Genomic DNA, 24,181 nt, shown 5'->3' with positions numbered 1-24,181 from the left:
TGGTCAGCAAGGACAGCGACAGCCAGGGCGTCAGGCTCTCGATCCAGTCGCCCTTCTGATCGAAGGCGAAGACCTGAACTAAAGAGGGCGGCGCCGGCGACGGCGCCGCCCTTTCCTTTTCTCCTCCCTCGGGAAGCGGGGGAGGGGGACCAGCGAAGCTGGTGGAGGGGGGCGAGGCTGGGCGCCGCGCCGGCCGTCGCTATCTCCTCCGTTGCAGGGGTGAGGCGCCGCAGCCAAAAAACAAACGCCCGGCGGGTGGGTCCCGCCGGGCGTTCGTCGTTTCAGGCTCGAAGGTCGCGGAGGCCCGCGCCCGGGCTTACCGGTCGAAGTTGCGGGCCAGCAGGAAGCCGAACACCGCGCCGGCCACGAAGGTGCCCAGCGCCAGGGCCAGCGGATGTTCCTCGGCGGCCTTGTGGGCGGCCTCGGCCTTGGGCTTGGACCAGGCGACGGCCGCGTCGGTCTTCTCGTGCACGTACTCGCGAGCGACCTGGGTCTTCTCGGCGGCCGTCTCGGCCACGGTGGCGGCGGCCTTCTTGACGGCCGCGGTGGCCTTGGCGGCGGTCTTCCGGGCGCTGGCCTTCGCCGTGTCGGCGCCGCCGGCGAGGTCGGTCTTGATGGTGGCGTCGGTCATCGGCGTCTCCCGTTATGAAAGGGCGTGTTCCCGGGGCGCGGCGCAAGGCGCGCCGCCGGGCGTCTGGAGACTAACACCTGGCGAGCCGGTTTGGTTCGGGCAAGAGGCGATCACGCACGTTTTGCGCGAACCGGCCGCCGGGCTCCTGTCAGTTGTCGCGGACGACCTTCAGCACCGCCTCGCCATAGCGGTCGAGCTTGCCCTGGCCCACGCCGCCGGACTTGCCCAGGGCCGCCAGGGTCAGCGGCCGGGCGGCGGCGATCTCGGCCAGGGTGGCGTCGTGGAAGATCACATAGGGCGGCACGTGCTGGGCCGAGGCCTGCTCCTTGCGCCAGGCGCGCAGGGCCTCGAACAGCATCTGGTCGCCCGGCGGCACGGTCAGGGCCTGGCGCCGGCGCAGGCTCTTGCCGCCGCCCGCGCCCTTGCCGCCGGCCTCGCCGCCTGGGGCCTGGCGCAGCGACACCTGCCGCTCGCCGCGATAGACGGCCCGCACGCCCTCGCCGTCGCCCAGGCCGATCAGCGGCCGGCCCTCGTTGGGGTCCTCGCGCAGCAGGCCCTCGAACACCAGGGTGTCGAGCAGGTCGCGCCAGCCCTGCGGGCTGAACTCGCGGCCGATGCCGAAGGTCGACATCTGGGCTTCCTGCTGCGTGACGTCCTTGGTCTTGCCCAGCAGGTGGTCGATCAGGCGCCCGCGCCCAAAACGCCCGCCAAGACGGTGGGCGGCCGACAGCGCCTTCTGGGCCGCCTGGGTGGCGTCGACGCCGCTCGGGGGCGAGATGCAGATGTCGCAGGTTCCGCAGCGCTCCACCCCCTCCTCGCCGAAATAGCGGCGGACGGCGGCGGCGCGGCAGGTCATGCCCTCCAGCATGGCGTAGAACTGGCGCAGCTTGCGGGCCTGCACCTGCTTGACCTCGTCGGGCGCCTCGCGGGCGTCGATGCGACGGCCGGCCCAGGCGAGGTCCGCGCTGCTGTAGAGGGTGATGCCCTCGGCCGGCTGGCCGTCGCGGCCGGCGCGGCCGATCTCCTGCCAATAGGCCTCGATGGCGGCCGGCGGATCGGCGTGGATCACGAAGCGCACGTCGGGCTTGTCGACGCCCATGCCGAAGGCGATGGTCGCCACCATCACCGCCTCGTCGGCCTCGAGGAACTGTTCCAGCCGGCGGGCGCGAACGTTCTTGTCCAGGCCGGCGTGGTAGGCCAGGGCCGGCACGCCGTTGTCGATCAGCATCTGGGCCAGCTTCTCGGTGGAGTCGCGGCTGCCGGCATAGACGACGCCCGCGCGGCCCGGCCGCTCGGTGACCAGTTCGATGACCCGGTCATGGCCCTTGCCGCGCTTGCGCTCGGCGTTCAGCGCCAGTTCGGGCCGCGCGAAGCTGTCGACGAACTCGGCCGCGCCCTGCAGGCGCAGCTCGGTGCGGATGTCGTCGCGGGTGCGGGCGTCGGCGGTGGCGGTCACCGCCAGGCGCGGGGCGTTGGGGAAGACTTCCGCGATGCGGCCCAGCATCCGGTACTCGGGCCGGAAGTCGTGGCCCCACTGGCTGACGCAGTGGGCTTCGTCGACGGCCACCAGCGACAGCGGCAGGCGCGACAGCCGCTCCAGCATCCAGCCCTGCATCAGGCCTTCGGGCGACAGGTACAGCAGGTCCAGCTGCCCGGCCTCGATGCGCCGCCAGATCTCGGCGCGCTCCTCGGGCAGGGTGTTTGAGTCCAGGCGCTCGGCGGCGACGCCGGCCTGCTGCAGGCCGGCCACCTGGTCGGCCATCAGCGCGATCAGCGGCGAGACCACCAGGCCCAGGCCCGGCCGCACCAGGGCGGGGATCTGGTAGCACAGGCTCTTGCCGCCGCCGGTGGGCAGCACCGCCAGAGCGCTGCGCCCTTCCAGCAACTCGCCGACCACCTGGGCCTGCAGGCCGCGGAAATCCTGGTGGCCGAAGGTGCGGCGCAGGACATCGCGCGCGGCGTCGAGCGAGGGCGGGGAGGCGAGGGCGGTGGACACGGCGCTCTTTTGGCAGGGGCGCGAGTCCGCGCCAAGGCCGGAAACGGCGGATTTTTTAATCCCTCTCCCATTGGGGGAGAGGGTGGCCTCCGAAGGAGGTCGGGTGAGGGATCTCTCAGGACTCGAAACCGCGCGCGGCGGTCAGGCCGGGTGCGGCGTCTCAAGTTTGAGAGACCCCTCATCCGTCGACTTCGTCGACACCTTCTTCCGCAAGGGGAGAAGGGTCAGAGAAGCGGATCGCTTGACTATTAGTCAAAAGGCTAATTAGTCGTTTGACTCATGAATGAGGTGTTCAAGGCCCTGTCGCATCCCGCCCGCCGCCGCATGGTCGCCATGCTGCGCGACGGGCCGCTGGCCTCGGGGGATATCGCCTCGCGGTTCGATATGGCCTGGCCGACGGTCACCGCCCACCTGGCTGCGCTGAAGGCCGCGGGCCTGGTCGAGGCCGAGAAGGACGGGGCCTCGGTCCGCTACCGCCTGGTGATCTCGGCGGTCGAGGAAGCGGTGGCCTTCATGATGGAGCTGATGGGAACGGGCGAGGCCGTGGCGGCTGGACCGGCGCTTCCATCCACTGAAGAGGGGAAGAAGGCATGAACAGTGCGGACAAGCGCGGCCTGACGCCGCTGGACGGCGTCTCGATCCTGACCACGGCGGCCATCGCCGGCGCGGCCCTGGCGGTCTGGCGGCTGGGTCCGACGGGACCCATGCCGATGCATTTCAACTACGCCGGCCAGGTCGATCGCTGGGGCGACCGCGCCGAGATGGGTCTGGCCATCGGCGTCATCGCCATGGTCGCCGGCGCGGTGGCCGTGGTCTGCGCGGCGATGGAGCGCCAGGTCAGGGACCGGCGGGGCGACCGCTTCACCTATCGCCTGGGACGGATCGTCGGCCTGGCCGCGCCGGCCTTCGCGGCGGCGATGCTGACCTCGACGGCCTTCGACCTGCTGCCCCGGCAGGGCGGCCAGGCGATGTTCCTCAGCCTGATGATGGGCGGCATGGCCCTGCTGTTCCTGGGCATGGGGGCGTTCCTGGGACGGGTGAAGCCCAACCCCGTCATCGGCGTGCGCACCTACTGGGCGCTGCGCAGCCGGCTGGCCTGGGACAAGTCCAACCGCCTGGCCGGGCGGCTGATGACCCTGGTCGGCCTGCTTGGCCTGGTGGCCGCGCCGGTCGCGCCCCAGCCGATCGGTTTCCACGTGCTGATGGCCGGTGTGATCGCCTCGGGCCTGGCCGCCGGCTTCGAAAGCTGGCGGGTCTGGCGCACCGATCCGGATCGCACCTGAGGCGAGGGGCCAGGTTCTCCCCCGCTTGGTTAAACCGCGTTCACCTGTCGTCAATTCTATCGCGTGTTTGGTCGTCGTGAGCTATGACACCGCCACGCGGGCGGGGCTAACGAGACCTAGGGTTACAGATGGCTAACGGCGCCTTCGGCGGAAACAAGCCGGCGAAGACTCAACGCACGCCCCTCCAGGCGCTGCTGTACTGGACGACGGTTCTGGGCGTGTGGGGGCTGATCTTCGTGGTCACCTTCTTCGCGGTGTTCGCGCGCGACCTGCCCGACACCTCCAAGCTCTACGACGTCACCCGCCAGCCCTCGATCAACTACCTGGATCGCTCGGGCGCCCTCTTGGCCGTGCGCGGCAGCCAGTACGCGCCGCCGGTCGACATCGACGCTCTGCCCGAATACGTGCCGGCCGCCTTCGTCGCCATCGAGGACCGCCAGTTCTATCACCACTTCGGGTTCAACCCCTGGGGCATCGCCCGCTCGCTGATCTGGAACATCACCCATGACGGCGGCCCCCAGCGCGGCGGCTCGACCATCACCCAGCAACTGGCCCGCAACCTGTTCCTCAGCCCGGCCCAGAACTACAAGCGCAAGGCTCAGGAGCTGATCCTGGCCGTCTGGCTGGAGCTGAAGTTCAGCAAGAAGCAGATCTTGGCGCTCTACATGAACCGGGTCTATTTCGGCGCCGGCGCCTACGGCATCGAGGCCGCCTCGCAGCGCTACTTCAACAAGCCCGCCAAGGACCTGACCATCGGCGAGGCCGCCCTGCTGGCCGGCATGATGAAGGGCCCGGCCCGCTATTCGCCGGTCAGCGCCAGCGAGCGCGCCGCCCGCCGCGCCACCGTCGTGCTCGACGAGATGGTGCGCCTCAAGGCCATCACCCCCGAGCAGCGCGACGAGGCCTTCAAGACCCCGGTGCAGGTGTCGGCCACCCTGGCCAACCAGCGCGCCCAGTACTTCACCGACTATGTCGACGCCCAGGTGCGCTCGCTGGTCGGCGAACCGACCGAAGACCTGGTGGTCGAGACCACGCTCGATCTGCCGATCCAGGTGGCGGCCGAACGCGCCGTGCAGCTGGGCGTCGAGGGCCACCTGAAGCAGGGCGTCCAGCAGGCCGCCCTGGTGGCTATCGACGGCGAGGGCCGCATCCGCGCCTATGTCGGCGGCGAGGACTACGGCCAGAGCCAGTTCGACCGCGCCACCAGCGCCCGCCGCCAGGCCGGCTCGGCCTTCAAGCCGTTCGTCTATCTCACCGCCATGGACCAGGGGCGTAATCCCAGCGTCATGGTGGTCGACGAGCCGGTGAAGATCGGCAACTGGGAGCCCCGCAACTACACCAACACCTTCCTCGGCCCCATGACCCTGCAGACGGCCCTGGCCCAGTCGATCAACACGGTCGCCGCGCGCCTGGCCAACGAGGTGGGCACCAGCAACGTCGCGGCCACCGCCCGTCGCCTCGGCATCACCAGCAAGATCCAGCTGGATCCGTCGATGGCGCTGGGCGCCGTCGAGGTCAGCCCGCTGGAAATGGCCCAGGCCTACGCCCCGTTCGCCAACGGCGGCTTCCTGGCCAAGGGCTACGGCATCGAGCGCATCCGCACCGCCTCGGGCAAGGTTCTCTACGACCATAGCGTCGACAAGCAGCCGCGCCCGTCGGTGATCGGCTCGCCGTCGCTGCAGTACATGAACCAGATGATGCGCCAGGTGGTGAACGGCGGCACCGGCGGTCGCGCCAAGGTCGCCGGCTACGACATCGCCGGCAAGACCGGCACCACCAGCGACTACAAGGACGCCTGGTTCGTCGGCTACACGGGCGGCTTCGTCGCCGCGGTGTGGACCGGCAAGGACGACAACACCGCCATGAAGCGCGTCAGCGGCGGCGGCCCGCCGGCCGAGATCTGGAAGGTGTTCATGAGCTCGGCCCTGCCGCGCCTGAAGGCCACCCCGATCCCCGGCGGCATGGCCGAGCCCCCGCCGCCGACCGAGGATCCGATCGGCGACATCCTGGGCGGCGGCGAAACCCCGACGGCCGACCCGGGGGCGACCCCGCCGCCCGCCGGAACCCCGCCGGCCCAGACGGCGCCGGAACTGCCTTACTGACAAGACCCATCGCCCCGGGCGTCGCGAGACGCCCGGGGCGATCCGTTTCAGGGGTGAGCCTTCACCAGGCTTTTCGGCGCGACGATCGTCCAGGCGGTGCGCAGCAGGCCCGCCAGCTCGTCGACCTCGATGGCCTCCAGCCGCACCAGCACCGCCGGATAGCCGCGATAGTGGTCGTCGTCGAAGAAGCGCTCGGGCGCGGCCTCGATCAGCATCTGCTTGGTCTCGATCAGGCAGCGCACGGCGATGACGCCGGGCACGAGCACCCGCCTGGCCTTGGGCGCGGGCCGGGCCAGATAGCACCAGGCCAGTCCCTTGCCGGCCACCTCGTAGGTGACCTGCTGGCCGTTGGAGGCTTGGATCACCTCGGGCAAGGCCGTGGCCAGGGCGCGCAGGGTTTCATCGTCGACCATGGAAGGATGAAGCGCCCATCTCATCCCTCGTGCAACGGGGGGAGGAGAGGGTGTTCCAGGCCTTGCCCGGCCCAGATCCAGCCAACAGCGTAAACCGTTGTTAAGGCTCACTGTTAAGGTCTGCGACACCTCTCCGAAAGCCGGTGTTTACCCCCGCGCTGTATCACTCTGAACCAACAAGAGTCGCTCTCCACGTGGGCGCGGCCGGTTCTGGTGGATGGCCTTCAATGACCAAGACGGTGCTCGTCGTCGACGACGATCCGACCCAACGTCGACTGATCCAGGCGGTGCTGGAGCGCGAAGGTTTCGCGGTCTGCCACGCCGAGAGCGGCGACGCGGCCATGGCGCATCTGGCCGCCGGCGCGCCGGCCGACGTGATCCTGCTGGATCTCGTCATGCCGGGCCTGCCGGGCCAGGAGGCGCTGAAGGAGATGCGTGCGCGCGGCTACGCCCAGCCGGTGATCGTGCTGACCGCCAGCGGCGGCGTCGACACCGTGGTGAAGGCCATGCAGGCCGGCGCCACCGACTTCTTCATCAAGCCGGCTTCGCCTGAGCGGATCACCGTGTCGATCCGCAACGCCCTGTCGATGGGCGACCTCAAGGGCGAGGTCGACCGCCTCAACAAGCGCGTGGCGGGCCGCACCACCTTCTCCGACCTGATCGGAACCTCGCCGGCCATGACCATGGTCAAGCGCATCGGCGAGCGCGCGGCCAAGAGCGCGATTCCCGTGCTGATCACCGGCGAGAGCGGCGTCGGCAAGGAACTGATCGCCCGCGCCGTCCACGGCTCGTCCGATCGCGCCGGCAAGCCGTTCGTGGCCGTCAACTGCGGCGCCATCCCCGAGAACCTCGTGGAGTCGATCCTGTTCGGCCACGAGAAGGGCTCGTTCACCGGCGCCACCGACAAGCACGCGGGCAAGTTCAAGGAAGCCGACGGCGGCACTCTGTTCCTCGACGAGGTCGGCGAGTTGCCGCTCGACGTCCAGGTCAAGCTGCTGCGCGCCCTGCAGGAGGGCGAGATCGACCCGATCGGCTCCAAGCGCTCGGTCAAGATCGACGTCCGCATCGTTTCGGCCACCAATCGCGACCTGTCGGCCGCGGTCGCCCAGGGCCTGTTCCGCGAGGACCTCTATTATCGTCTGAACGTCTTCCCGGTGGAGGCGCCGTCCTTGCGCGAACGCCGCGAGGACATCCCGGCCCTGGTCGAGGCCTTCGTGCGCCGCTTCAACGTCGAGGAAGGCAAGCGCGTGGTCGGGGCCTCGCCCGAGACCCTGCAGATCCTCTGCGCCTTCGACTGGCCCGGCAACGTGCGCCAGCTGGAGAACGCGGTCTATCGCGCCATCGTGCTGGCCGATGCGCCCTACCTGCAGCCCTACGACTTCCCGGCCATCTCGGGGGTCGTGGCGCCGCCGCTGGAACCTTCGCCGATCGAGCCGCTGCCGGTGATGATCCAGGCCGCCGCCGCCCACGCCGAGACCGGCGTCGCCGGCGAGGCGCCCGTGCGCATCCTCGACGGCCATGGCCACCTGCGGACCCTGGAGGAGATCGAGCGCGACCTCATCCAGCACGCCATCGAGGTCTATGCCGGCCACATGAGCGAGGTCGCCCGGCGCCTGGGCATCGGCCGCTCGACCCTCTATCGCAAGGTTCGCGAGCAGGGCATCGACGTCGACGTCAAGGAAGCGTCCTGACATCGCCCTTCGGCGATTGAACTTACATCGGTAAACTGATCTCCTGCCCCTCCATCATCGCGTGGAGGGGGCATGATCAGGATCCTTGGGCCGATGGCGGCCGCGTTGACGGCCTTCCTGCCCATGGGCGTCTCGGCCCAGCCGCTGAGCCCGGCCGAGACCGCCCGGGTCGACGCCGCCGCGGCTAAGGCTCTGGCCGATAGCCCCACGCCCTCGCTGTCCGTCGCCGTGGTGCGCGGCGGCCGCCTAGCCTTTGCCAAGGCCTACGGCCTGAAGCGCCTGGATCCACCCGCGCCGGCCGACGTCGACGCGCGCTACAACATCGGCTCGGTGTCCAAGCAGTTCACGGCGGCGGTCCTGCTGCGGCTGGCCGACCAGGGCCGGCTGTCGCTCGACGACAAGGCGGCCGCCCACGTGGCCGGGCTGTCCGGGGGCGACCGCATCACCCTGCGCCAGGCGCTGAACCATACGGCCGGCTACAACAGCTACTTCATGCTCGACTTCATGCCGGCCGAGGGCGAGGGCCCGGTCGACCCGGCGCAGATCGCCCGGCGGTGGGGCGCCGCGCTGCTGGACTTCGCGCCCGGCGACCGGTGGGCCTACAGCAACACCGGCTATGTTGTGGCGGGGCTGGCGGCGCAGGGCGCTTCGGGGCGGTCGCTGCCGGCCCTGCTGCGAGACGAGATCTTCGCGCCCCTGGGCATGATCGGCGCCGGGGCGGCCTACGAGCGGCCGCTGGAGCCGGCCGATATCGTCGGCTACACCCGCATCGCCACCGCTTCCCCGCGCGCGGCGCCGACGGTCGGGCGGGGATGGGAGTTCGCGGCCGGGGGCCTGGCGGTGAGCGCCTCGGACCTGGCGCGCTGGGACATGGCCGTGCTGGAGGGACGCCTGCTGTCGCCGGCCGCCTGGACCGCGCTGGCCACGCCGGCGCGGCTGAACGACGGAACGCTCACCGATTACGGCCTGGGGGTCTATGTCGACACCGCGCGAGAGCGGCGGCGCATTCGCCATGACGGCCTGGCCTCCGGCTTCGCGGCCGAGAACCGGATCTATCCCGACGACGGTGCGGCGATCGTGGTGCTGGCCAACGCCGATTTCGGCGCCGCGCCCCGGCAGGTCGCGGACGTGATCGAGGCGATGCTGCTGCCTGCCGGCGCCGAAGTCTCCGCCGTCGCGCCGCTGACCGCTGCGCCCGCCGCTCCGGCGATCGACGAGACGGCCCTGGCGACGGCGAAGGTGCTGCGGAGGCAGCTGGCGGACGGGACGCTCGACCGGACCCGGCTGACGCCTGAGCTTTCGGCCCATCTCGACAGGGCGGTCCTGGCCGACTACCGCGCCAGCCTCCAGGCGCTCGGTGAGCCGACGAGGTTCGTCCAGCTGCGCCATGACCAGATCGGCGGGCTGCGGGCCAGCCTGTCCGAGGTCGCTTGGGAGAAGACGAAGCTGATCGGCGTGCTGCGCCTAGCGCCGGACGGGACGGTCGCCTCCTTCGCCCTGTTCGAACCCTAGGCCGCCTCTTCCGCGTCCAGGGCGATCCAGCCGGCGCCGTCGCGGCGGGCGCGATGGTCGGTTTCCAGGCCCTGCAGCTCCAGCAGCACGGCGGCCAGCGGCAGGGCGCGGTTCCAGCGTCGCTCCAGCTGGCGGACGATCTCGGGCACGGTCATGACCGCGCCCTCGCGGCCCAGCACCATCAGGATCATGTCGCGGGCGGCGCGCGGCTTGCGGCCGCGGCGGGCAGGAGCCGCGAAGGTCGCCGGTTCTCCGGGTGCGGCCAGGCCGGCGCGCTCCAGGGCGCCCAGGGCCACGCCGATCGCCTTCAGTTCGCCCTCGAAGGGCTCCTGCGCGCGGCGCTGGGCCTCGATCATGCGCACTTCCAGGTCGGCTTTCCTGCGCAGAAGGAATTCGTAGGTGTTGGCCATCGCCTCGTTCCCGTGAACGGGTCGCCAGGCCGGTCTCCACGCACCGACCCCTCCGACGCCGCCTTTCGGCCGCTCCGCTCACTTAGTTCAATGATTGTAATGATTTACGCTGGCGACAGTTTGTCGCATCAATCTTAACGCGAGCTTAATCGCAATCCGCGAACGACGGTATTTGGTAAGAAATAAAGACTGTTTTCGTGTCTTTCGGCACAGATACTCGGTCAGGTTGCATCAGCCCTAGGGGCGGGAGTTCCTTGTCCAGCTTGGCCTTGGCCCCAGCGGGCGACCAGGGCGATGGGCACGCCGACCAGCACCAGGTGGGCGCCCAGGTTGTTAATGAAGCGCGGCCAGGCAAAGGCGCTGGCCGGGCCCACTGCGCTGAGCGGCAGCACCACGTAGTTCATGACCACATAGGTCGCCGCGCCGTAGGCCAGGCCCATCAGCAGCGGGCGGCGGACCAGCACCGGCAGGCGCCGCGCCGCCAGCACGTAGAGCGCCGCCATCACCGACATGATGAAGTAGTGCAGCAAGAGGCCCAGGGCCGCTGCGCCGGTCCCGTCCTGGAAGGCCGCCTTGCCCAGGAGGCCGCTGGCGATCGACTGCAGGATCCGCTCTGGCGGCACGGCCTTGGTCACCCCCCAGAAGGTGAAGGCGTCGAGGATGTCGAGCGTGCCGGCCAGCAGGGTGGCGGCGGCGATGACCAGCAGCGCCGGGCGCGTCGCGCCGCGTTGGGTGACCATGGGACGGTTCCTCCCCCGTTTCGGGCCGGAGGCTAGTCCGGCGAACGGCGTTCGGCAATCTGGGCGTCAGGCGCCTTCCAGATGGTGCTTGAGCCGGTTCAGCAGATCGGCCGCGGCCAGGGCGTAGGGACCGATCCAGCGGTCGTGGATGTCCTGGAAGGGACCGGCGTCCAGGTGGTTCCAGCGTACGCGGCCCTCGCGCCGCACGACGATCAGCCCGGCCCGCTCCAGCACGCCCAGGTGCTGCATGACGGTGCAGCGGTCCAGGGTTCCGGCGAAGTGCTCGCACAGCTGCCCGGTCGTGCGCGGGGCGGCCTTCATCAGGTCCAGCATCTGCCGCCGGCGCGAGTCGGCCAGGGCCTTGAACAACAGGTCGTCTTGGGCGGCGCTTGACATGTTATAGAATTATAACCTTACATGCCGGCGTTCGCCAAGGGAGGACCGCCATGTCCAGCGACGCCGATCCCAGACAGACCCCGCTGGCCTTCGAGGTGCAGCTGAAGATCCGCAAACCCCCGGCCGAGGTGTTCGACGCCGTCGTCGATCCAACGAGGCTCAGCGGCTATTTCCTGCGCGAGGGCAGCGGCCCGCTGGTCGCCGGCGCCACCGTGCTCTGGCAGTTCCCCGAGTTCGAGGAGCGCTATCCGGTGGTGGTGCGCGAGGTCGTCGCCCCCGAGCGCATCGTGCTGGAATGGGGCTCGGCGATCGCCGGCGACCCCGACACCCGGGTGGTGATGACCTTCACGCCGCTCGACGGTGGAAACACCATGGTCAAGATCAGCGAGTCCGGCTGGCCCCACACGCCCGAGGGCCTGAAGGCCTCGCACGGCAACGCCGGCGGCTGGATGCACATGATGGCCGCGATGAAGGCCTATCTGGAGTACGGAATAAACCTACGCGAGGGCGGGGCGTTCTGAGGAGGACGATTGGCTCCGCCCTCTCCCCAGCCTCCCGTCATTCCCGCCCTTGTGGCGGGAATCGCTGGTTCCGTTCGCACGTGAAGCGCAAGCGGCGTGCTCGGCACGCCGCCCCATCTGCCCCTGCGGCTGACAGAGGGGTTCCCGCCACAAGGGCGGGAATGACGGGCGTGGAGGGGGCGATCCCCTACCCCTCGTCCTCGGCCTCTTCCGCCGCCGGCTCCGGCCGGCCCTTGCGGGTAAAGCCCTTGCCGCGCTTCATCGGCTTGCGCTCGCCCTTGGCCTTGGCGGTGATCTCTTTGAGCTTGATGGTCTGGTTGACCGACAGGGCCTGGCCGGCGCCGCCCTTTTCCGGGTCGCCGAAGGCCCGGCCATAGGTCTCGATGCGCTGGGCCACCGAGCCCAGGAATTCGCCCTCCCAGTCGGAGAGCTCGATCCCGCCCTTGTCGGCCATCCTCCTGGCCTTCTTGAGGGCGCTGAGGGCCGCTTTCCTGGCCTGGGCCCGCGGATCCTGGGCTTTGCGATCGGGCGGCTTGGCGCGCATGGCGTCAGCCTAGCAAAAAGGCCCTCTCCGGGGAGAGGGCCTTTTCAAAATCAGATCTCGCCGATGGCCGAGAGGTAGAGGTCGAGGATGGCGTCCTCTTCCTGGCGCTTGGCGCGGTCGGTCTTGCGCAGGCGGACCACCTTCTTGAGCACCTTGACGTCGAAGCCGTTGCCCTTGGCTTCGAGGTAGACTTCCTTGATCTGCTCCATGATCTCGGCCTTCTCGACCTCGAGGCGCTCGACGCGCTCGATGATCGACTTCAGCTGGCCCTGGGCGGTGGAGTTCAGAACGTCGGCGTGCGGGATGGCGTCGTCGGCCATGGAGATCTCTCGCGAAAAGGGGCTGAAAACCGGAGGCGCGGAAACTAGTTCGGACGCGCCCCGAGGGAAAGCCGATTCCGAGCGCCGGGCGCGCGGAGGCCTTCAAAACCGGTGGTCCAGACATGCGAAAAGAACCGGCCGAGATCGACCGGTTCTTTCGAAGAGCCTTCGCGTGGAGCGCGGCCGGCGGGGCCGCTGCTTCAACGTCGCGGACGTCCCGGAGCGAGGCTCCGGGCGCGCGTCATCAGCCTTGCTTGGCCTTGAAGCGCGGGTCGGTCTTGTTGATGATGTAGATGACGCCCTTGCGACGCACCATCTTGCAGTCGCGGTGGCGACCCTTCAGCGACTTCAGCGAGCTGCGAACCTTCATGACCGTCTCTGTTGTCAGCGGAGAGGTTCGGGCGCGCCATCAAGCTCGCCGGAACATCCGGATGTTTCGGAGGGCGTGCGTATAGGCAAGACGGGGCGATGAGTCAATCGGCCAAGGCCCCGCTGCGCGCAGCGGTCGCGACCTGTGGCGCTCAGGCCTCCGTCGGAAGGGCCGGCTTCAGCTTCACGCCGCGCGGCGGCGGCGGTCCGAAGCGGTTGTCGGCCGCCTGGCCAGGCAGGCCGCCTAGGGCCGACAGCAGCACCGGCAGCACCAGAACGGCCACGCCCAGGGTGTTCTGGTAGGCCTGGGGCGGAATGACGAAGCCGCCGCCGAAGAAGAGGGCCATCAGGGCGATGAACACCCCGCCGGCCCACCAGCCGGTGCGGCCAAGGTCGTGCAGGCGCGGGATCGCCGCGACCAGCATCACCACCAGGGCGGCCGGCAGCGGGCGGCGGAACACCAGGGCCGAGACCAGTATGGCGGCCAGGGCCGCCCCGACGATGGCCCAGTAGCTGGCGCGGTTGATCCGGCCTTTCAGCAGTTGCACGTCGAACCCCTCGCGCCGACTTCGGATGGCGAAAGCCTCTTAAAGCAAAGCCTTGGCGGTGGCGATGCGAACCGGGAACTCACTTTGTCCTGGCGTCCTTGTGATTGAAGCTTTCGCACGAACCCCGGTAGCCTGCCTCCATGGATAGACGCGTATTCCTCGTTCTGCTGCTGGCCGGTTGCGCCGACACGACCGTCAACGCCCCGCTGGCGCCGTCGACCCCGGTCGCGCCGCCCCCGGCCGTCTCGACGCCCGCCGCCCCGACCCCGCCGTCGGCGGTCACCGCGGCGGAGACCGGCGGCCAGGTCGCCGCCTTCAACGCCTGGCTGGAGCAGTTCAAGCCCAAGGCCGTGGCCGCCGGCGTGCCCCAGGCGGTGGTCGATCGCGAACTGAACGGCCTGACGCCCAACCCGCGCGTCATTTCGCTGGACGGCCGCCAGCCTGAGTTCTCCAAGCCGGTGGGCGACTACATCAAGGGCGTGATCAGCGACGACCGCGTGGCCGTGGGCCGCGGCAAGCGCGACCAGCTGGCCTTCCTGCCGGCGGTCGAGCAGCGCTACGGCGTGCCGCGCGACATCCTGCTGGCCGTCTGGGCGATGGAATCGGCCTTCGGCAAGATCCAGGGCGACTTCGACGTCGTGCGCTCGATGGCCAGCCTGGCCGCCGACGGCCGCCGCCGCGGCTGGGCCGAGGGCGAGCTGATCGCGGCCCTCAAGATCATCGCCTCGGGCGAGGACACCCGCGACCAGCTGAAGGGCTCGTGGGCCGGCGCCATGGGCCAGACCCAGTTCCTGCCGTCCAACTATCTGTCGACCGCCGTCGACTTCGACGGCGACGGCCGCCGCGACATCTGGCGCAGCGACGCCGACAGCCTGGCCTCGGCCGCCAACCTGCTGGCCAAGGGCGGCTGGAAGCCGGGCGTGGGCTGGGCCAAGGAAGTAATCCTGCCGGCCGGCTTCGACTACAGCTTGGCCGAGGGCCCGCGCGAGGTTCCCTCATGGTGGGAAGCCAAGGGCGTGAAGCGGGCCGACGGCCTGCCCTGGACGGCCGCTGACGCGGCGTCTCCGGCCGGCCTGATCCTGCCCGCCGGCGCGGCCGGCCCGGCCTTCCTGGCCCTGCCCAACCACTTCGCGATCAGGAAGTACAACAACTCCACCTCCTACGCCCTGGGCATCGGCCTGCTGGCCGACCGTTTCGGCGGCGGCGGGCCGCTGGTGGCGTCCTGGCCGGTGGAGCAGCCGCTGTCGCTGGCCGACCGCATGGCCGCCCAGATCGCCCTGGCCCGCCTGGGCTTCGACCCCGGCCCGGCCGACGGCGTCATCGGCGCGGGCACCCGCAAGGCCCTGCGCGCCTGGCAACAGAGCCGCCAGCTGCCGGCCGACGGCTATCTGTCGTCGGACATGGTGGGCAAGCTGAAGGCCCAGGCGGCGATCACCTGATCCCTCTCCCCTTGCGGGAGAGGGTGGCCTCCCGAAGGGAGGTCGGGTGAGGGGTTTCTCAAACGCAAAACGCCGCGACAGCCGATCGGCCGTCGCGGCGTTTTTGGTATCCGGGGAACCCCTCATCCGTCGGCTATCGCCGACACCTTCTCCCGCAAGGGGAGAAGGAGATCAGGCCGCCTGGCTGACCTGCGGCGGGAACACGTCGTCCATGCGCAGGTAGGTGATCAGGCGGGTGTCGACCGACAGGATGGCCTGCACGAAGCGCAGTTCGTCGGCGCCCATGTCCGGGGCCGGCTGCAGGTGGTCGCGGGTGATGGTGAAGGTCTCGGAGACGGCGTCGACCAGGATGCCGGCCAGGCGGTCGTGGCACTCGACGACGACGATGACGTGGCGGGTTTCCGGGATGGTGACGCCCAGGCCCAGGCGGTTGCGCAGGTCGATGACCGGCATGATCGCGCCGCGCAGGTTGATGACGCCCTTGAGGAAGCCCGGGGCATGCGGGATCGGCGTCGCCGGGGTCCAGCCGCGGATTTCGCGGACGGTCTTCACGTCGATGCAGAACTCCTGCTCGCCGATGCAGAACGAGATCAGCTCGAGGGCCGGTTCGGCTTGGTCGGTCATCAGGAAATCCCCGGGGTCTGGAAGGCTGGCGCGGACGTCTCCGCTCGCCTGCCACAAGAGCCCGGACGCCGTTTAACAACGGTTAATGCTGAAGTTTCTCGTGGCGCGCGAGGGCGAGACCGATTGTCGCGGGCTGCCGGCGCCTGTGGGGCGATCGATTTGCATGCGCCTGGTCGATCCTATGACCGAGCTTCCCCGCGAAGGCGGGGATCCAGGCCGAGGTCGGGGATGATCCAAGGCCGCGCCAGGCCATGAAAGTCAGCTTGGGTCCCCGCCTTCGCGGGGATTGGGCGGTAGGGGGCTGCAGCCTGAGCGTTCAGCCCGCGGCGCGCGCGCGCTTCTTGATGAGCATCGCCGCGCCGGCTTCGGCCAGCGAGGTCTCCGGCTCGGCGCCGGTTTCGATCTCGCGCACGCCGAACGAGACGTGCAGGGGCGCGCTCCATTCGCCGAACTGCACCGGAACGCCGCGGATGGCGCCGGCCAGGCTCTCGCCCTTCATCTCGGCGGTGGCCTTGTCGGCCTGGGCCAGCAGGACGGCGAACTCGTCGCCGCCCATGCGGCCGACGATGTCGCTTTCGCGCACATTGGCCAGCAGGCGTTCGGCCACGGCCTTCAGCGCGCTGTCGCCGGCGGCGTGGCCGAAGCGGTCGTTGACGGCCTTGAAGTTGTCGAGGTCGAAGAAGACGAGGCTGGCCGGCGAGCCGTAGCGCTGGGCGAAGGCCGACACGCGGCGAACCTCGCGCAGGAAGGCGCGGCGGTTCAGCACCGGGGCCAGCACGTCCATGTCGGCCAGGGTCTCGGCCTCGTTCAGGCGATACTTCAGGCGCGAGACCTCGGTGCGCAGGTCGTCGACCTCCGACATCAGAGTCTGCAGGGCGGCCTGCACCTTGGGCGTCAGGTCGGCGGGCTCCAGGCCCAGGAACCCGGCCTTGTCGACGGGCACGGTTCCACGCGGCGCGGCCGACACGCCGGCGGCGTCGGCGAGCGCCCGGCGGCGGATCGCGGAGAAGGTTTCGGTGCGGGCGCCTGAGATCTTCATCGGAGGGGCGGCGAATCACTTCTGGTCAAGCTGAAAAGGAAATCTGCGTTTTCTCATTAACCATGACAATGCCGGTGGTAGCCGGGCGCCAATAAGCCGCAGGTGGAGAAGTCGGGGCGCCGGGGCGGGGAGGGCGCGCGCAACCTGCGGAACAGCGGTCGAAAACGTCCGAGAACGGGCTTTGGTCTGGAAGGGCGACCCGCTATAAGGCGCGCGATTCAAAGGGGCCGCTGCGGCGCTTTTCGTCGCCCCCTTCGTTGTTCGAGGAAGACGCCGATGACCACGTCCGCGCCGCCTGTCGCCATCGTCATGGGCAGCCGCTCAGACTGGCCGACGATGAAGAAGGCGGCCGACGCCCTCGACGAACTGGGCGTCGCCTACGAGGCCAAGGTCGTCTCGGCCCACCGCACCCCCCAGCGCCTGGTCGAATTCGCCACCGGCGCCAAGGCGGCCGGCCACCAGGTGATCATCGCCGGGGCCGGCGGCGCGGCGCATTTGCCGGGCATGGTTGCAGCGATGACGCCGCTGCCGGTGCTGGGCGTGCCGGTGCAGTCCAAGGCCCTCAGCGGCCTCGATTCCCTGCTGTCGATCGTGCAGATGCCGGGCGGCATCCCGGTGGCCACCCTGGCCATCGGCGAGGCGGGCGCCAGGAACGCAGGCCTCCTGGCCGCCCAGATCCTGTCGCTGGCCGATCCCGCGCTCGCCGAGCGCCTGGACGCCCAGCGCGCGGCTCAGACCGACAGCGTCGCGCAAAGCGTCGAGGACTAAGACCATGACCGCCTCTCCGGCTCTTCCTCTGCCCCCCGGCTCCACTCTTGGGATCCTCGGCGGCGGGCAACTGGGCCGGATGCTGGCCCAGGCCGCCTCGCGCCTGGGCTTCGACGTGGTCATCCTCGATCCCGAGGAGAACAGCCCGGCCGGCCGCGTGGCCGCCCGCCAGATCGTCGGCGCCTATGACGACCGCTGGGCGCTCAAGCGCCTGGCCGAGGCCTGCCACGTCGTCACCTACGAGTTCGAGAACGTCCCGGCCGAGACCGTGGCCGAGCTGACCGCCCTGGGATGCGAAGTCGCCCCCGGCGCCCGCGCCCTGGCCGCCGCCCAGGACCGCGTGGCCGAAAAGACCTTCCTGGCCGAGATCGGCGTGCCCACCGTGGCCTTCGCCCCGGTCGACGACGAAGAGAGCCTGCTGGCCGCCGTGGCCAGGATCGGCGCCCCCAGCCTCCTGAAGACCCGCCGCGAAGGCTATGACGGCAAGGGCCAGGCCTGGATCCAGCGTCCGGGCGACGCCATCGCCGCCTTCGAGAAGATCGGCCGCCAGCCGGCCATCCTTGAGGCCCCGGCCGATTTCGGCCGCGAGCTGTCGGTGATCGCCGCCCGCGGCCGCAACGGCGAGATCGTCTGCTATCCGCTGTCGGACAACCACCACGAGGGCGGGGTCCTGCGCCGCACGATCGCGCCGGCCAAGGCCACGCCGTCCGAGCGCGACCAGGCYGAGGCCATCGCCGCCAAGATCCTCACCGCGCTGGACTATGTGGGCGTGATCGGGGTGGAGCTGTTCGAACTGGCCGGCGGCAAGCTGCTGGTCAACGAGTTCGCCCCCCGCGTCCACAACACCGGCCACTGGACCCAGGACGGCTGCGAGGTCGACCAGTTCGAGCAGCATATCCGCGCGGTCGCCGGCTGGCCGCTGGGGCCGACCGCGGCCCTGGCCCGCGTCGAGATGACCAACCTGCTCGGCCCCGAGGTCGACGCCTGGAAGAAGCTGGCCGCCGAGCCGGAGACCCGCATCCACCTCTACGGCAAGGGCGAGGCCCGCGCCGGACGCAAGATGGGCCACGTCAACCGCCTGCGGCCGCTGGAGGGCTGAGGGGGGCGGACTGGTGATTGCCCTGGGCCCGAAAGGCCCTAGTGTCGAAGTTTCCTACGTTCGTCATCCCGGCCGCAGCGAAGCGGAGAGCCGGGACCCAGGGGCCGGCGCATTGCGGCTCCCCCTGGGTCCCGGCTCTGCGGCCCGCGAGGCGGGCCTCCGGCCGGGATGACGATCGTTTGTGTGTGGCGCGCTGAGCGCCCAACCCCAGCGAGACCCCATGACCCTGACCATCGGCCTGATCGGCGGCATGAGCTGGGAAAGCTCGGCGCAGTACTATCGGCTGATCAACGAGGCGGTGCGCGCGCGGCGGGGGCCGACGGCCTCGGCCCAGTGCCTGATGTGGTCGTTCGATTTTTCGCAGATCGAGGCTTTGCAGCACGCGGGCCGCTGGGACGAACTGGCCGACCGCCTGGCCGACGCCGGCAAGGCGCTGGAGCGGGCCGGGGCCGACTTCGTCGTCCTGTGCACCAACACCATGCACCGCCTGGCCGGCGAGCTTCAGGCCGCCGTGGACCTGCCGCTGCTGCACATCGCCGATCCCACGGGCGAGGCGATCAGGGCGGCCGGCCTGCGCAAGGTCGGCTTGCTCGGCACGGCCTTCACCATGGAGCACGCCTTCTATCGCGGGCGGCTGGAGGAGCGGTTCGGGCTGGAGGTGGTCGTCCCCGGCGAGGCGGACCGCGCGCTGGTTCATCGCGTGATCTACGAGGAGCTGGTGGCGGGCGTCGTGCGCGAGCCCTCCCGCCAGGCCTACCGCGAGGTGATCGCCCGCCTGGTCGAGGCCGGCGCCGAGGGGGTCATCCTGGGTTGCACCGAGATCATGCTGCTGGTCGGGGAGGGCGACAGCCCGGTTCCCGTGTTCGACACCACGACCCTGCACGCCCTGGCCGCGGCCGAGCGGGCGCTGGGCTCCTAGGTCCTTCTCCCCTTGCGGGAGAAGGTGTCGGCGAAGCCGACGGATGAGGGGTCTCTCAAAAGCAAGACGCCGCACCCGGCCGGGCCGCTATCGAAGCGGGCAGGGCTATCGACCCCTCACCCGACCTCCCTTCGGGAGGCCACCCTCTCCCGCAAGGGGAGAGGGATCAGGATCTGGCGTACCGCATCTTCGCCAGCGCGGTCAGGAACTCGGCCGCCAGGTTCGGGGCCTTCACGCCGGCCTTCCACTTCTCGAAGGCCATCACGCCCTCGATGCGGGCGTCCAGGTGCTTGAGGGCGGACTCGCGGCCCGAGGCCAGGTCGACCGCCAGGGTCGAGACCAGGATCCCCGACAGGATCGCGCGCTTGGAATAGTGGTTCTCGTCGGTGGCCGTGTCGCCGGCCCAGCGCCACAGCTGGTCGGCGCTTTCCCACAGCAGCGACAGCGCCAGCGGCAGATTGGTCGGGAACGCCAGGAACGCGGCCCAGCGTCGCACGGCCTCGCTGTCGTGGGCGGCCGCGTCGATGCGGGCGACGACGCCCTCGCGGATCTTCTGGCGGATCTTCAGCGCGGCCGGATCGAGCCTGGAGAGGGTTTCCATGGCCTTGGCGTCGTGGCGACGGGCCAGGATGGCGGCCAGATCGCGCGGGCCTTGCGGCAGCAGAAGGTCGGTTTCCCCAGGCGACAGCTGGGCCGCGGCGGCGGCCGCGCGGACCAGGCCGGCGTTCCAGCCCAGGCGCGGCGACAGGCGCAGGGCCTCGTCCAAAACCCGTTGTTCGGCCTTGTCGGCCCAATCCTGCGTTGCTTCGGCGGCGGTCTGGCTCATGAATCCGAGTCTACACCGGTGTTTAGCGCTCGTCGCGCATGGACACGCGGCCTTCGCTCTGCTATCTGCCGCCCCTCGTCGCCCGGAAGCACCCCTTCCAGGGCGTAAGGTTTTTATTCGCCCGCCCGGCCCCTCAAGAGGGACTTGGGAAATTGGTCGGGCCGTCGAATGGAGAGTCACCCCTGGTCCAGATTTTCGTCCGCGACAACAACGTCGATCAAGCCCTGAAGGCCCTCAAGAAGAAGATGCAGCGCGAAGGCTCGTTCCGCGAGATGAAGCGCCACGTCCACTACGAAAAGCCCTCGGAAAAGCGCGCCCGTCAAAAGGCCGAAGCCGTCCGTCGCGCCCGCAAGCTGGCCCGCAAGCGCGCTCAGCGCGAAGGCCTGCTGCCGATGCCGAAGAAGGCTTCGCGTTAAGAGCGCCGTCGAGGCGCGGATCTTCGCGCCTCCGCGTTCCACGCACCCGAAAACAGACGAAACCCGCGCCGGGCGACCGGCGCGGGTTTTGTTTTGCGCCCTGCACCGAAAGTCCTCTCGACGGACGAGCGCGCCTCGCCTAGGTTTCGCATCTAGAACAAGAGGGGAACGGCGCGTGCGGTTGGCCTGGCTGCTGGGCGGGATTTGCGCGATCGGCGTGGCCGGCGCCTTGACGTGGCCCAAGGTCGATCGCGGGCTCGATGTAGACGCCTGCCTGGATGGCGGCGGGGTCTACATCCATGACCAGGGTCGCTGCTCGCACGACCAGGCCGAACTCGACGCCTACAACAAGCGAAGGGCCGTAAAGCCATGACTGGACAGATTCGCATCGGCATCGGCGGCTGGACCTTCGAGCCCTGGCGCGGCCACTTCTATCCGTCCGACCTCAAGCAGAAGGAAGAGCTGGCCTATGCCAGCCGCCAGCTGACGGCGATCGAGATCAACGGCACCTACTATTCCAGCTTCAAGCCCGACAGCTGGAAGAAGTGGCGCGACGAGACGCCGGACGACTTCGTGTTCGCGGTGAAGGCCTCGCGCTTCACCACCAACCGCAAGGTGCTGGCCGAAGGGGCTGAGTCGGTGGGCAAGTTCCTCGACCAGGGCCTGACCGAGCTGGGCGACAAGCTGGGCCCCATCCTCTGGCAGTTCATGCCGACCAAGAAGTTCGACGAGGCCGACTTCGGCGCCTTCTTAGGCTTGCTGCCCAAGGAGAAGGACGGCCTGCGCCTGCGCCACGCGGTCGAGGTGCGCAACGACACCTTCATGACCCCGGCCTTCCCGGCGCTGCTGCGGGAACACGGCGTGGCCGGCGTCTACGCCAAGCACTTCGACTATCCGGAGTTCGCCGACGAGGCGGCCGACTTCGTCTACGCCCGCCTGCAGACGGGCTCGGACGAGGTGGCTACCGCTTATCCCGAGCCCGAGCTCGACCAGTGGGCTGACCGGCTGAAGACCTGGGCGGCCGGCGGCGCTCCGGCCGACCTGCCGCGCATCGACAAGGCGGCCGTCCCGTCCGCCAAGCAGCGCGACGTCTTCGCCTTCATCATCCACGAGGGCAAGGTCAACGCGCCGCACGGGGCGATGGCGCTGATCCAGAAGGTGAAGTAGCCGCTACGCGGCCCCCCTCAGTCGCTCCGCGACAGCTCCCCCAAAGGGGGAGCATCTTGAAGAGCGCGGCGCCGATAGATCCTCCCCCTCTGGGGGAGGTGGCCCGGAGGGCCGGAGGGGGCCGTCGCCAGCGCCTGAAGCCACGCCCAACACCCCCACCGATCGCGGCCACAAAAAAGGCCGCCCCTTTCGGAGCGGCCTTTCTCGTGAACCTCGCGCAGACCTCAGTAGGACGGCGTGTCGGCCAGGACGCTGGCGCCCTGCGAGCGCAGGCGGGTCTTGGCCATCTCGTCCAGGATCGCCTCGGAGCGCGGGTCGCCCAGGATCCAGGCGGCGGCGGCGACGGTGCGCATCGAGGTCGAGCTGACGCCCAGGGCTTTCTCCAGGGCGTCGAACGGCGACTTGGGACCGCCGATCTTCTTCAGGCGCACGTCGCCGGTCAGCTTGGCCAGGGCCTTGGCCTTGTCGACGGCGTCATAGAAGCCGCCCAGCTGGTCCACCAGGCCCAGGTCCTTGGCCTGGGCGCCGGTCCAGACGCGGCCCTTGGCGATCTCGCGCACGCGCTCGACCGGCAGCTTGCGGCCCTCGGCCACGCGGGCCACGAACCCGGCGTAGATATTGTCCATCCAGGCCGAGAAGCGGGCGCGCTGGTCGGCGGTGAATTCCTGGCCGGTTCCGAAGGCGCCGGCATAGTCGCCGCCCACGGTCACCTGGCGGGTGTCGACGCCGAAGCGCGACAGCGCGTCGCCCAGGGCGAACTTGCCGCCGAACACGCCGATCGAGCCGGTCAGGGTCGAGGGCTGGGCCACGATCGCCGAGGCCTGGCTGCTGATCCAGTAGCCCCCGGAAGCCGCGTAGGTGCCCATGCTGACCACGACGGGCTTTCCGGCCGCCTTGGCGGCCCTGACGGCCGCCAGGATCTGTTCGGAGGCCGTGTCCGAGCCGCCGGGCGAGGAGACCCGCAGGACGATGGCCTTGACGTCCTTGTCCTCGATCGCGTCGTAGATCGCCTTGGCGGTCTCGTCGGAGTGGATGGTGCTGTCGCCCGAGAACGGCGAGGACTGCCCCGACGTGCCCGTGACGATCGGACCCTCGGCCCCGATCACCGCGATGGCCGCGCCGGTCTTGGGCAGGTCCTTCTTCGAGCGCGAGGCGTAGTCGGAGAAGTCGATCAGCTTGGCGCCCTTGCCGGCGCGCGCCAGCATGGCGTCCTGGGCTTCCTTCACCTGGCCGACCTTGTCGATCAGGCCCAGGCCTTGCGCCTGCTGGGCGCTGTAGGGGCCGGCCTCGATGGCCTTGATCAGGCGCGCCGGGTCCAGCTTGCGGTCCTGGGCGGCGGCGGTGAGGGCGCCGGTATAGACCGACGTCATCCACGACAGCGTCGCCTCGCGGTGGGCCGCGGTGAAGTCGCTGTTGAGGTAGGGATTGACCGCGTTCTTGTATTCGTAGCGCTGCTCGAAGTCGGCCTTGACGCCGTACTTGTCGAACAGGCGCTTGTAGAACATCGTCTCGCTGGCCACGCCCACGGCCTGCAGCGAGCTGTCCGGCTGCATCCAGAACTCGCTGGCGGCCGCGCCCAGGCGGTAAGTCGAAGTCGACATGCCCGAGGGATAGATGCCCTGGCTATGCGCGAAGATCGGCTTCTTGCCGACGCTGCGGAAGTGCTTGAAGGCCTGGGCGAGCTCGTCGGCCGAGGCGGGGGCGACGCCGCCTTCCGGCAGGCGCACGAACACCGCCTTGACCTTGTCGTCGGTCTCGGCGCGGCGCAGCACCTCGATGACGCCCATCACCGACTGGCCGCCGCCGCCGAACGCCGCGAAGGGGTTCTGCGAATCCTGGTCCGACAGGCCGCCGCGCAGGTCCAGCTGCACCACCGAATTGGCGGCGACGGGGGCGGGGCGGGCGGCGCCGGCCGCCAGCACGATCAATATGAAGGGCACCCCGACGAGAAAGAGCACGAGCCCGACGAACACGCCGGCCACGGTCATGAGAAACTGCTTCATCGGGATCCCGTTGCGATAGCCAAAGCGCGCCGGCGCGAAAGCACAGACGATCGTGCGTCCGACGCGCTTCAATGTCGCCGCAAGCTAGCGGCTGTCGCGTCGCGGTCAAATGAACTGCGCGCAACCTGCCGAACTTCGCGCTCGAGCGGTGCAAATGAGGGGATTTTCTCGGGAGAGAAGATGGTCGGAGTGGCAGGATTTGAACCTGCGACCCCTGCGTCCCGAACGCAGTGCTCTACCAGACTGAGCCACACTCCGACTTCCGAAGCCGCGCCGCCGGTTGGCTGTGCTCGACTTGGGAGGCGGCTTATAGGAGGCTGTTCGGAGAGTCGCAAGCGTGAAAATGGACCCAAAAAAAGAATTTGGAGGGCGTTGCCACCGTCCGAATCCTGGGCTATCTCCACC

27 protein-coding genes, 1 tRNA gene and 1 pseudogene are annotated in these 24,181 nt (G+C 69.6%); 14 read left to right on the top strand and 15 right to left on the bottom strand.

All coding sequences use genetic code 11. The features are described 5' to 3' along the window. Nucleotides 1-316: 316 nt before the first annotated feature. Nucleotides 317-631, bottom strand: coding sequence for a hypothetical protein (locus AC1DCG_RS15140; protein WP_165261924.1), 315 nt, complete (start codon nucleotides 629-631; stop codon nucleotides 317-319). A 148-nt stretch (nucleotides 632-779) separates the two neighbouring features. Next, nucleotides 780-2,627 carry a DNA helicase RecQ gene (recQ, locus tag AC1DCG_RS15135; protein ID WP_165261926.1) on the bottom strand — a complete coding sequence of 616 codons (1,848 nt, stop codon included), beginning with the start codon at nucleotides 2,625-2,627 and terminating at the stop codon, nucleotides 780-782. Between the two features lie 279 nt (nucleotides 2,628-2,906). Here recQ and AC1DCG_RS15130 point away from each other — a divergent pair, with 279 nt between their 5' ends. From AC1DCG_RS15130 to AC1DCG_RS15120, 3 genes are all read left to right on the top strand, one after another. Further along, the gene (locus AC1DCG_RS15130; protein ID WP_477028435.1) at nucleotides 2,907-3,221 is read left to right on the top strand and encodes a metalloregulator ArsR/SmtB family transcription factor; all 315 of its coding nucleotides are present in this window, start codon (nucleotides 2,907-2,909) and stop codon (nucleotides 3,219-3,221) included. After that, nucleotides 3,218-3,910 (top strand): SdpI family protein, encoded by a 693-nt coding sequence (locus AC1DCG_RS15125; protein ID WP_477028434.1) that lies wholly within the window; start codon nucleotides 3,218-3,220, stop codon nucleotides 3,908-3,910. Before AC1DCG_RS15130 ends, AC1DCG_RS15125 begins: the two co-directional genes overlap by 4 nt. A gap of 128 nt (nucleotides 3,911-4,038) precedes the next feature. Then, on the top strand, nucleotides 4,039-6,012 hold the full coding sequence (locus AC1DCG_RS15120) for a transglycosylase domain-containing protein (protein ID WP_477028433.1): 1,974 nt from the start codon (nucleotides 4,039-4,041) through the stop codon (nucleotides 6,010-6,012). A 47-nt stretch (nucleotides 6,013-6,059) separates the two neighbouring features. Here AC1DCG_RS15120 and AC1DCG_RS15115 read toward each other — a convergent pair whose 3' ends face one another. Continuing rightward, nucleotides 6,060-6,425 (bottom strand): MmcQ/YjbR family DNA-binding protein, encoded by a 366-nt coding sequence (locus AC1DCG_RS15115; protein WP_477028432.1) that lies wholly within the window; start codon nucleotides 6,423-6,425, stop codon nucleotides 6,060-6,062. 227 nt (nucleotides 6,426-6,652) lie between these two features. On the opposite strand from AC1DCG_RS15115, the gene AC1DCG_RS15110 reads away from it, so the two are divergent. Together AC1DCG_RS15110 and AC1DCG_RS15105 are read left to right on the top strand one after the other, a co-directional pair. After that, the gene (locus AC1DCG_RS15110; RefSeq protein WP_165261936.1) at nucleotides 6,653-8,116 is read left to right on the top strand and encodes a sigma-54-dependent transcriptional regulator; all 1,464 of its coding nucleotides are present in this window, start codon (nucleotides 6,653-6,655) and stop codon (nucleotides 8,114-8,116) included. Between the two features lie 72 nt (nucleotides 8,117-8,188). After that, nucleotides 8,189-9,628 (top strand): serine hydrolase domain-containing protein, encoded by a 1,440-nt coding sequence (locus tag AC1DCG_RS15105; protein WP_477028431.1) that lies wholly within the window; start codon nucleotides 8,189-8,191, stop codon nucleotides 9,626-9,628. Here AC1DCG_RS15105 and AC1DCG_RS15100 read toward each other — a convergent pair. The 3 genes from AC1DCG_RS15100 to AC1DCG_RS15090 all read right to left on the bottom strand — a co-directional run bounded on the left by AC1DCG_RS15100 (nucleotide 9,625) and on the right by AC1DCG_RS15090 (nucleotide 11,174). Then, complete coding sequence (locus tag AC1DCG_RS15100) at nucleotides 9,625-10,038, bottom strand: hypothetical protein (protein WP_477028430.1); 414 nt, start codon at nucleotides 10,036-10,038, stop codon at nucleotides 9,625-9,627. The two genes, AC1DCG_RS15105 and AC1DCG_RS15100, sit on opposite strands and share 4 nt — an antisense overlap. 221 nt (nucleotides 10,039-10,259) lie before the next feature. Continuing rightward, nucleotides 10,260-10,778 (bottom strand): hypothetical protein, encoded by a 519-nt coding sequence (locus AC1DCG_RS15095; protein ID WP_477028429.1) that lies wholly within the window; start codon nucleotides 10,776-10,778, stop codon nucleotides 10,260-10,262. 66 nt (nucleotides 10,779-10,844) lie between these two features. After that, a complete protein-coding gene (locus AC1DCG_RS15090) occupies nucleotides 10,845-11,174 on the bottom strand; it encodes an ArsR/SmtB family transcription factor (protein WP_477028428.1) in 330 nt (109 codons plus the stop codon). A gap of 50 nt (nucleotides 11,175-11,224) precedes the next feature. Here AC1DCG_RS15090 and AC1DCG_RS15085 point away from each other — a divergent pair, with 50 nt between their 5' ends. Continuing rightward, nucleotides 11,225-11,695, top strand: coding sequence for an SRPBCC domain-containing protein (locus AC1DCG_RS15085; RefSeq protein WP_477028427.1), 471 nt, complete (start codon nucleotides 11,225-11,227; stop codon nucleotides 11,693-11,695). A 187-nt stretch (nucleotides 11,696-11,882) separates the two neighbouring features. Here the strand turns inward: AC1DCG_RS15085 and AC1DCG_RS15080 are convergent, their stop codons facing one another. From AC1DCG_RS15080 to AC1DCG_RS15065, 4 genes are all read right to left on the bottom strand, one after another. After that, nucleotides 11,883-12,239: a hypothetical protein gene (locus AC1DCG_RS15080; RefSeq protein ID WP_477028426.1), complete on the bottom strand. Its 357-nt coding sequence runs from the start codon at nucleotides 12,237-12,239 to the stop codon at nucleotides 11,883-11,885. 50 nt (nucleotides 12,240-12,289) lie between these two features. Further along, complete coding sequence (gene gapR / locus AC1DCG_RS15075) at nucleotides 12,290-12,559, bottom strand: nucleoid-associated protein GapR (RefSeq protein ID WP_058348015.1); 270 nt, start codon at nucleotides 12,557-12,559, stop codon at nucleotides 12,290-12,292. A 244-nt stretch (nucleotides 12,560-12,803) separates the two neighbouring features. Then, a complete protein-coding gene (gene ykgO / locus AC1DCG_RS15070) occupies nucleotides 12,804-12,929 on the bottom strand; it encodes a type B 50S ribosomal protein L36 (RefSeq protein WP_004616427.1) in 126 nt (41 codons plus the stop codon). Nucleotides 12,930-13,080: 151 nt separating this feature from the next. Then, nucleotides 13,081-13,476: a DUF805 domain-containing protein gene (locus tag AC1DCG_RS15065; protein WP_477028425.1), complete on the bottom strand. Its 396-nt coding sequence runs from the start codon at nucleotides 13,474-13,476 to the stop codon at nucleotides 13,081-13,083. A 140-nt stretch (nucleotides 13,477-13,616) separates the two neighbouring features. Between AC1DCG_RS15065 and AC1DCG_RS15060 the strand changes: the two genes are divergently transcribed. Further along, on the top strand, nucleotides 13,617-14,915 hold the full coding sequence (locus AC1DCG_RS15060; RefSeq protein WP_477037036.1) for a lytic murein transglycosylase: 1,299 nt from the start codon (nucleotides 13,617-13,619) through the stop codon (nucleotides 14,913-14,915). A 171-nt stretch (nucleotides 14,916-15,086) separates the two neighbouring features. Here the strand turns inward: AC1DCG_RS15060 and AC1DCG_RS15055 are convergent, their stop codons facing one another. Together AC1DCG_RS15055 and AC1DCG_RS15050 are read right to left on the bottom strand one after the other, a co-directional pair. After that, nucleotides 15,087-15,542, bottom strand: coding sequence for a chemotaxis protein CheW (locus AC1DCG_RS15055; RefSeq protein WP_164467484.1), 456 nt, complete (start codon nucleotides 15,540-15,542; stop codon nucleotides 15,087-15,089). Between the two features lie 313 nt (nucleotides 15,543-15,855). Continuing rightward, nucleotides 15,856-16,578 carry a GGDEF domain-containing protein gene (locus tag AC1DCG_RS15050; RefSeq protein WP_477028423.1) on the bottom strand — a complete coding sequence of 241 codons (723 nt, stop codon included), beginning with the start codon at nucleotides 16,576-16,578 and terminating at the stop codon, nucleotides 15,856-15,858. 276 nt (nucleotides 16,579-16,854) lie between these two features. Between AC1DCG_RS15050 and purE the strand changes: the two genes are divergently transcribed. The 4 genes and pseudogenes from purE to AC1DCG_RS15030 all read left to right on the top strand — a co-directional run bounded on the left by purE (nucleotide 16,855) and on the right by AC1DCG_RS15030 (nucleotide 19,364). After that, entirely contained in the window at nucleotides 16,855-17,346 is a 492-nt protein-coding gene (gene purE, locus AC1DCG_RS15045) for a 5-(carboxyamino)imidazole ribonucleotide mutase (protein ID WP_477037261.1), read from the top strand. Between the two features lie 4 nt (nucleotides 17,347-17,350). Further along, nucleotides 17,351-18,445: a 5-(carboxyamino)imidazole ribonucleotide synthase gene (locus tag AC1DCG_RS15040; protein ID WP_477028421.1), complete on the top strand. Its 1,095-nt coding sequence runs from the start codon at nucleotides 17,351-17,353 to the stop codon at nucleotides 18,443-18,445. A gap of 64 nt (nucleotides 18,446-18,509) precedes the next feature. After that, nucleotides 18,510-18,617 (top strand): annotated as a pseudogene (locus AC1DCG_RS15035) (hypothetical protein); the annotation flags it as partial. Nucleotides 18,618-18,665: 48 nt separating this feature from the next. Next, nucleotides 18,666-19,364 (top strand): aspartate/glutamate racemase family protein, encoded by a 699-nt coding sequence (locus tag AC1DCG_RS15030; protein WP_477028420.1) that lies wholly within the window; start codon nucleotides 18,666-18,668, stop codon nucleotides 19,362-19,364. A gap of 166 nt (nucleotides 19,365-19,530) precedes the next feature. Here the strand turns inward: AC1DCG_RS15030 and AC1DCG_RS15025 are convergent, their stop codons facing one another. Continuing rightward, on the bottom strand, nucleotides 19,531-20,190 hold the full coding sequence (locus AC1DCG_RS15025; RefSeq protein WP_477028419.1) for a COQ9 family protein: 660 nt from the start codon (nucleotides 20,188-20,190) through the stop codon (nucleotides 19,531-19,533). A 182-nt stretch (nucleotides 20,191-20,372) separates the two neighbouring features. On the opposite strand from AC1DCG_RS15025, the gene rpsU reads away from it, so the two are divergent. The 3 genes from rpsU (at nucleotide 20,373) to AC1DCG_RS15010 (ending at nucleotide 21,773) form a co-directional block, all read left to right on the top strand. Then, nucleotides 20,373-20,606 carry a 30S ribosomal protein S21 gene (gene rpsU, locus AC1DCG_RS15020; protein ID WP_081612876.1) on the top strand — a complete coding sequence of 78 codons (234 nt, stop codon included), beginning with the start codon at nucleotides 20,373-20,375 and terminating at the stop codon, nucleotides 20,604-20,606. Between the two features lie 181 nt (nucleotides 20,607-20,787). After that, on the top strand, nucleotides 20,788-20,979 hold the full coding sequence (locus AC1DCG_RS15015) for a hypothetical protein (RefSeq protein WP_477028418.1): 192 nt from the start codon (nucleotides 20,788-20,790) through the stop codon (nucleotides 20,977-20,979). Further along, entirely contained in the window at nucleotides 20,976-21,773 is a 798-nt protein-coding gene (locus AC1DCG_RS15010) for a DUF72 domain-containing protein (RefSeq protein ID WP_477028417.1), read from the top strand. Before AC1DCG_RS15015 ends, AC1DCG_RS15010 begins: the two co-directional genes overlap by 4 nt. Before the next feature lie 224 nt (nucleotides 21,774-21,997). On the opposite strand, the gene sppA is transcribed toward AC1DCG_RS15010, so the two are convergent. Both sppA and AC1DCG_RS15000 read right to left on the bottom strand, forming a co-directional pair. Beyond that, on the bottom strand, nucleotides 21,998-23,776 hold the full coding sequence (sppA, locus tag AC1DCG_RS15005) for a signal peptide peptidase SppA (RefSeq protein ID WP_477037045.1): 1,779 nt from the start codon (nucleotides 23,774-23,776) through the stop codon (nucleotides 21,998-22,000). Between the two features lie 181 nt (nucleotides 23,777-23,957). Further along, nucleotides 23,958-24,034: transfer RNA gene (locus AC1DCG_RS15000), tRNA-Pro, on the bottom strand. Nucleotides 24,035-24,181: the final 147 nt, after the last annotated feature.

The sequence above is a fragment of the Caulobacter sp. 10L414 genome, from assembly GCF_056395525.1.
Note: the sequence above shows the minus strand (reverse complement) of the source record. Positions and strands in the feature narration are given on the sequence as shown.

What these genes read in the sequence shown, in the direction of transcription:
- AC1DCG_RS15140 (WP_165261924.1), bottom strand. Translation starts at nt 631, where the DNA reads ATGACCGACGCCACCATCAAGACCGACCTCGCCGGCGGCGCCGACACG.
- AC1DCG_RS15105 (WP_477028431.1), top strand. Translation starts at nt 8,189, where the DNA reads ATGATCAGGATCCTTGGGCCGATGGCGGCCGCGTTGACGGCCTTCCTG.
- AC1DCG_RS15030 (WP_477028420.1), top strand. Translation starts at nt 18,666, where the DNA reads ATGACCCTGACCATCGGCCTGATCGGCGGCATGAGCTGGGAAAGCTCG.
- AC1DCG_RS15095 (WP_477028429.1), bottom strand. Translation starts at nt 10,778, where the DNA reads ATGGTCACCCAACGCGGCGCGACGCGCCCGGCGCTGCTGGTCATCGCC.
- AC1DCG_RS15080 (WP_477028426.1), bottom strand. Translation starts at nt 12,239, where the DNA reads ATGCGCGCCAAGCCGCCCGATCGCAAAGCCCAGGATCCGCGGGCCCAG.
- AC1DCG_RS15060 (WP_477037036.1), top strand. Translation starts at nt 13,617, where the DNA reads ATGGATAGACGCGTATTCCTCGTTCTGCTGCTGGCCGGTTGCGCCGAC.
- purE (WP_477037261.1), top strand. Translation starts at nt 16,855, where the DNA reads ATGACCACGTCCGCGCCGCCTGTCGCCATCGTCATGGGCAGCCGCTCA.
- AC1DCG_RS15110 (WP_165261936.1), top strand. Translation starts at nt 6,653, where the DNA reads ATGACCAAGACGGTGCTCGTCGTCGACGACGATCCGACCCAACGTCGA.
- AC1DCG_RS15085 (WP_477028427.1), top strand. Translation starts at nt 11,225, where the DNA reads ATGTCCAGCGACGCCGATCCCAGACAGACCCCGCTGGCCTTCGAGGTG.
- ykgO (WP_004616427.1), bottom strand. Translation starts at nt 12,929, where the DNA reads ATGAAGGTTCGCAGCTCGCTGAAGTCGCTGAAGGGTCGCCACCGCGAC.
- gapR (WP_058348015.1), bottom strand. Translation starts at nt 12,559, where the DNA reads ATGGCCGACGACGCCATCCCGCACGCCGACGTTCTGAACTCCACCGCC.
- AC1DCG_RS15050 (WP_477028423.1), bottom strand. Translation starts at nt 16,578, where the DNA reads ATGAAGATCTCAGGCGCCCGCACCGAAACCTTCTCCGCGATCCGCCGC.
- AC1DCG_RS15090 (WP_477028428.1), bottom strand. Translation starts at nt 11,174, where the DNA reads ATGTCAAGCGCCGCCCAAGACGACCTGTTGTTCAAGGCCCTGGCCGAC.
- AC1DCG_RS15115 (WP_477028432.1), bottom strand. Translation starts at nt 6,425, where the DNA reads ATGGTCGACGATGAAACCCTGCGCGCCCTGGCCACGGCCTTGCCCGAG.
- sppA (WP_477037045.1), bottom strand. Translation starts at nt 23,776, where the DNA reads ATGAAGCAGTTTCTCATGACCGTGGCCGGCGTGTTCGTCGGGCTCGTG.
- AC1DCG_RS15025 (WP_477028419.1), bottom strand. Translation starts at nt 20,190, where the DNA reads ATGAGCCAGACCGCCGCCGAAGCAACGCAGGATTGGGCCGACAAGGCC.
- AC1DCG_RS15125 (WP_477028434.1), top strand. Translation starts at nt 3,218, where the DNA reads ATGAACAGTGCGGACAAGCGCGGCCTGACGCCGCTGGACGGCGTCTCG.
- AC1DCG_RS15120 (WP_477028433.1), top strand. Translation starts at nt 4,039, where the DNA reads ATGGCTAACGGCGCCTTCGGCGGAAACAAGCCGGCGAAGACTCAACGC.
- AC1DCG_RS15010 (WP_477028417.1), top strand. Translation starts at nt 20,976, where the DNA reads ATGACTGGACAGATTCGCATCGGCATCGGCGGCTGGACCTTCGAGCCC.
- AC1DCG_RS15130 (WP_477028435.1), top strand. Translation starts at nt 2,907, where the DNA reads ATGAATGAGGTGTTCAAGGCCCTGTCGCATCCCGCCCGCCGCCGCATG.
- AC1DCG_RS15100 (WP_477028430.1), bottom strand. Translation starts at nt 10,038, where the DNA reads ATGGCCAACACCTACGAATTCCTTCTGCGCAGGAAAGCCGACCTGGAA.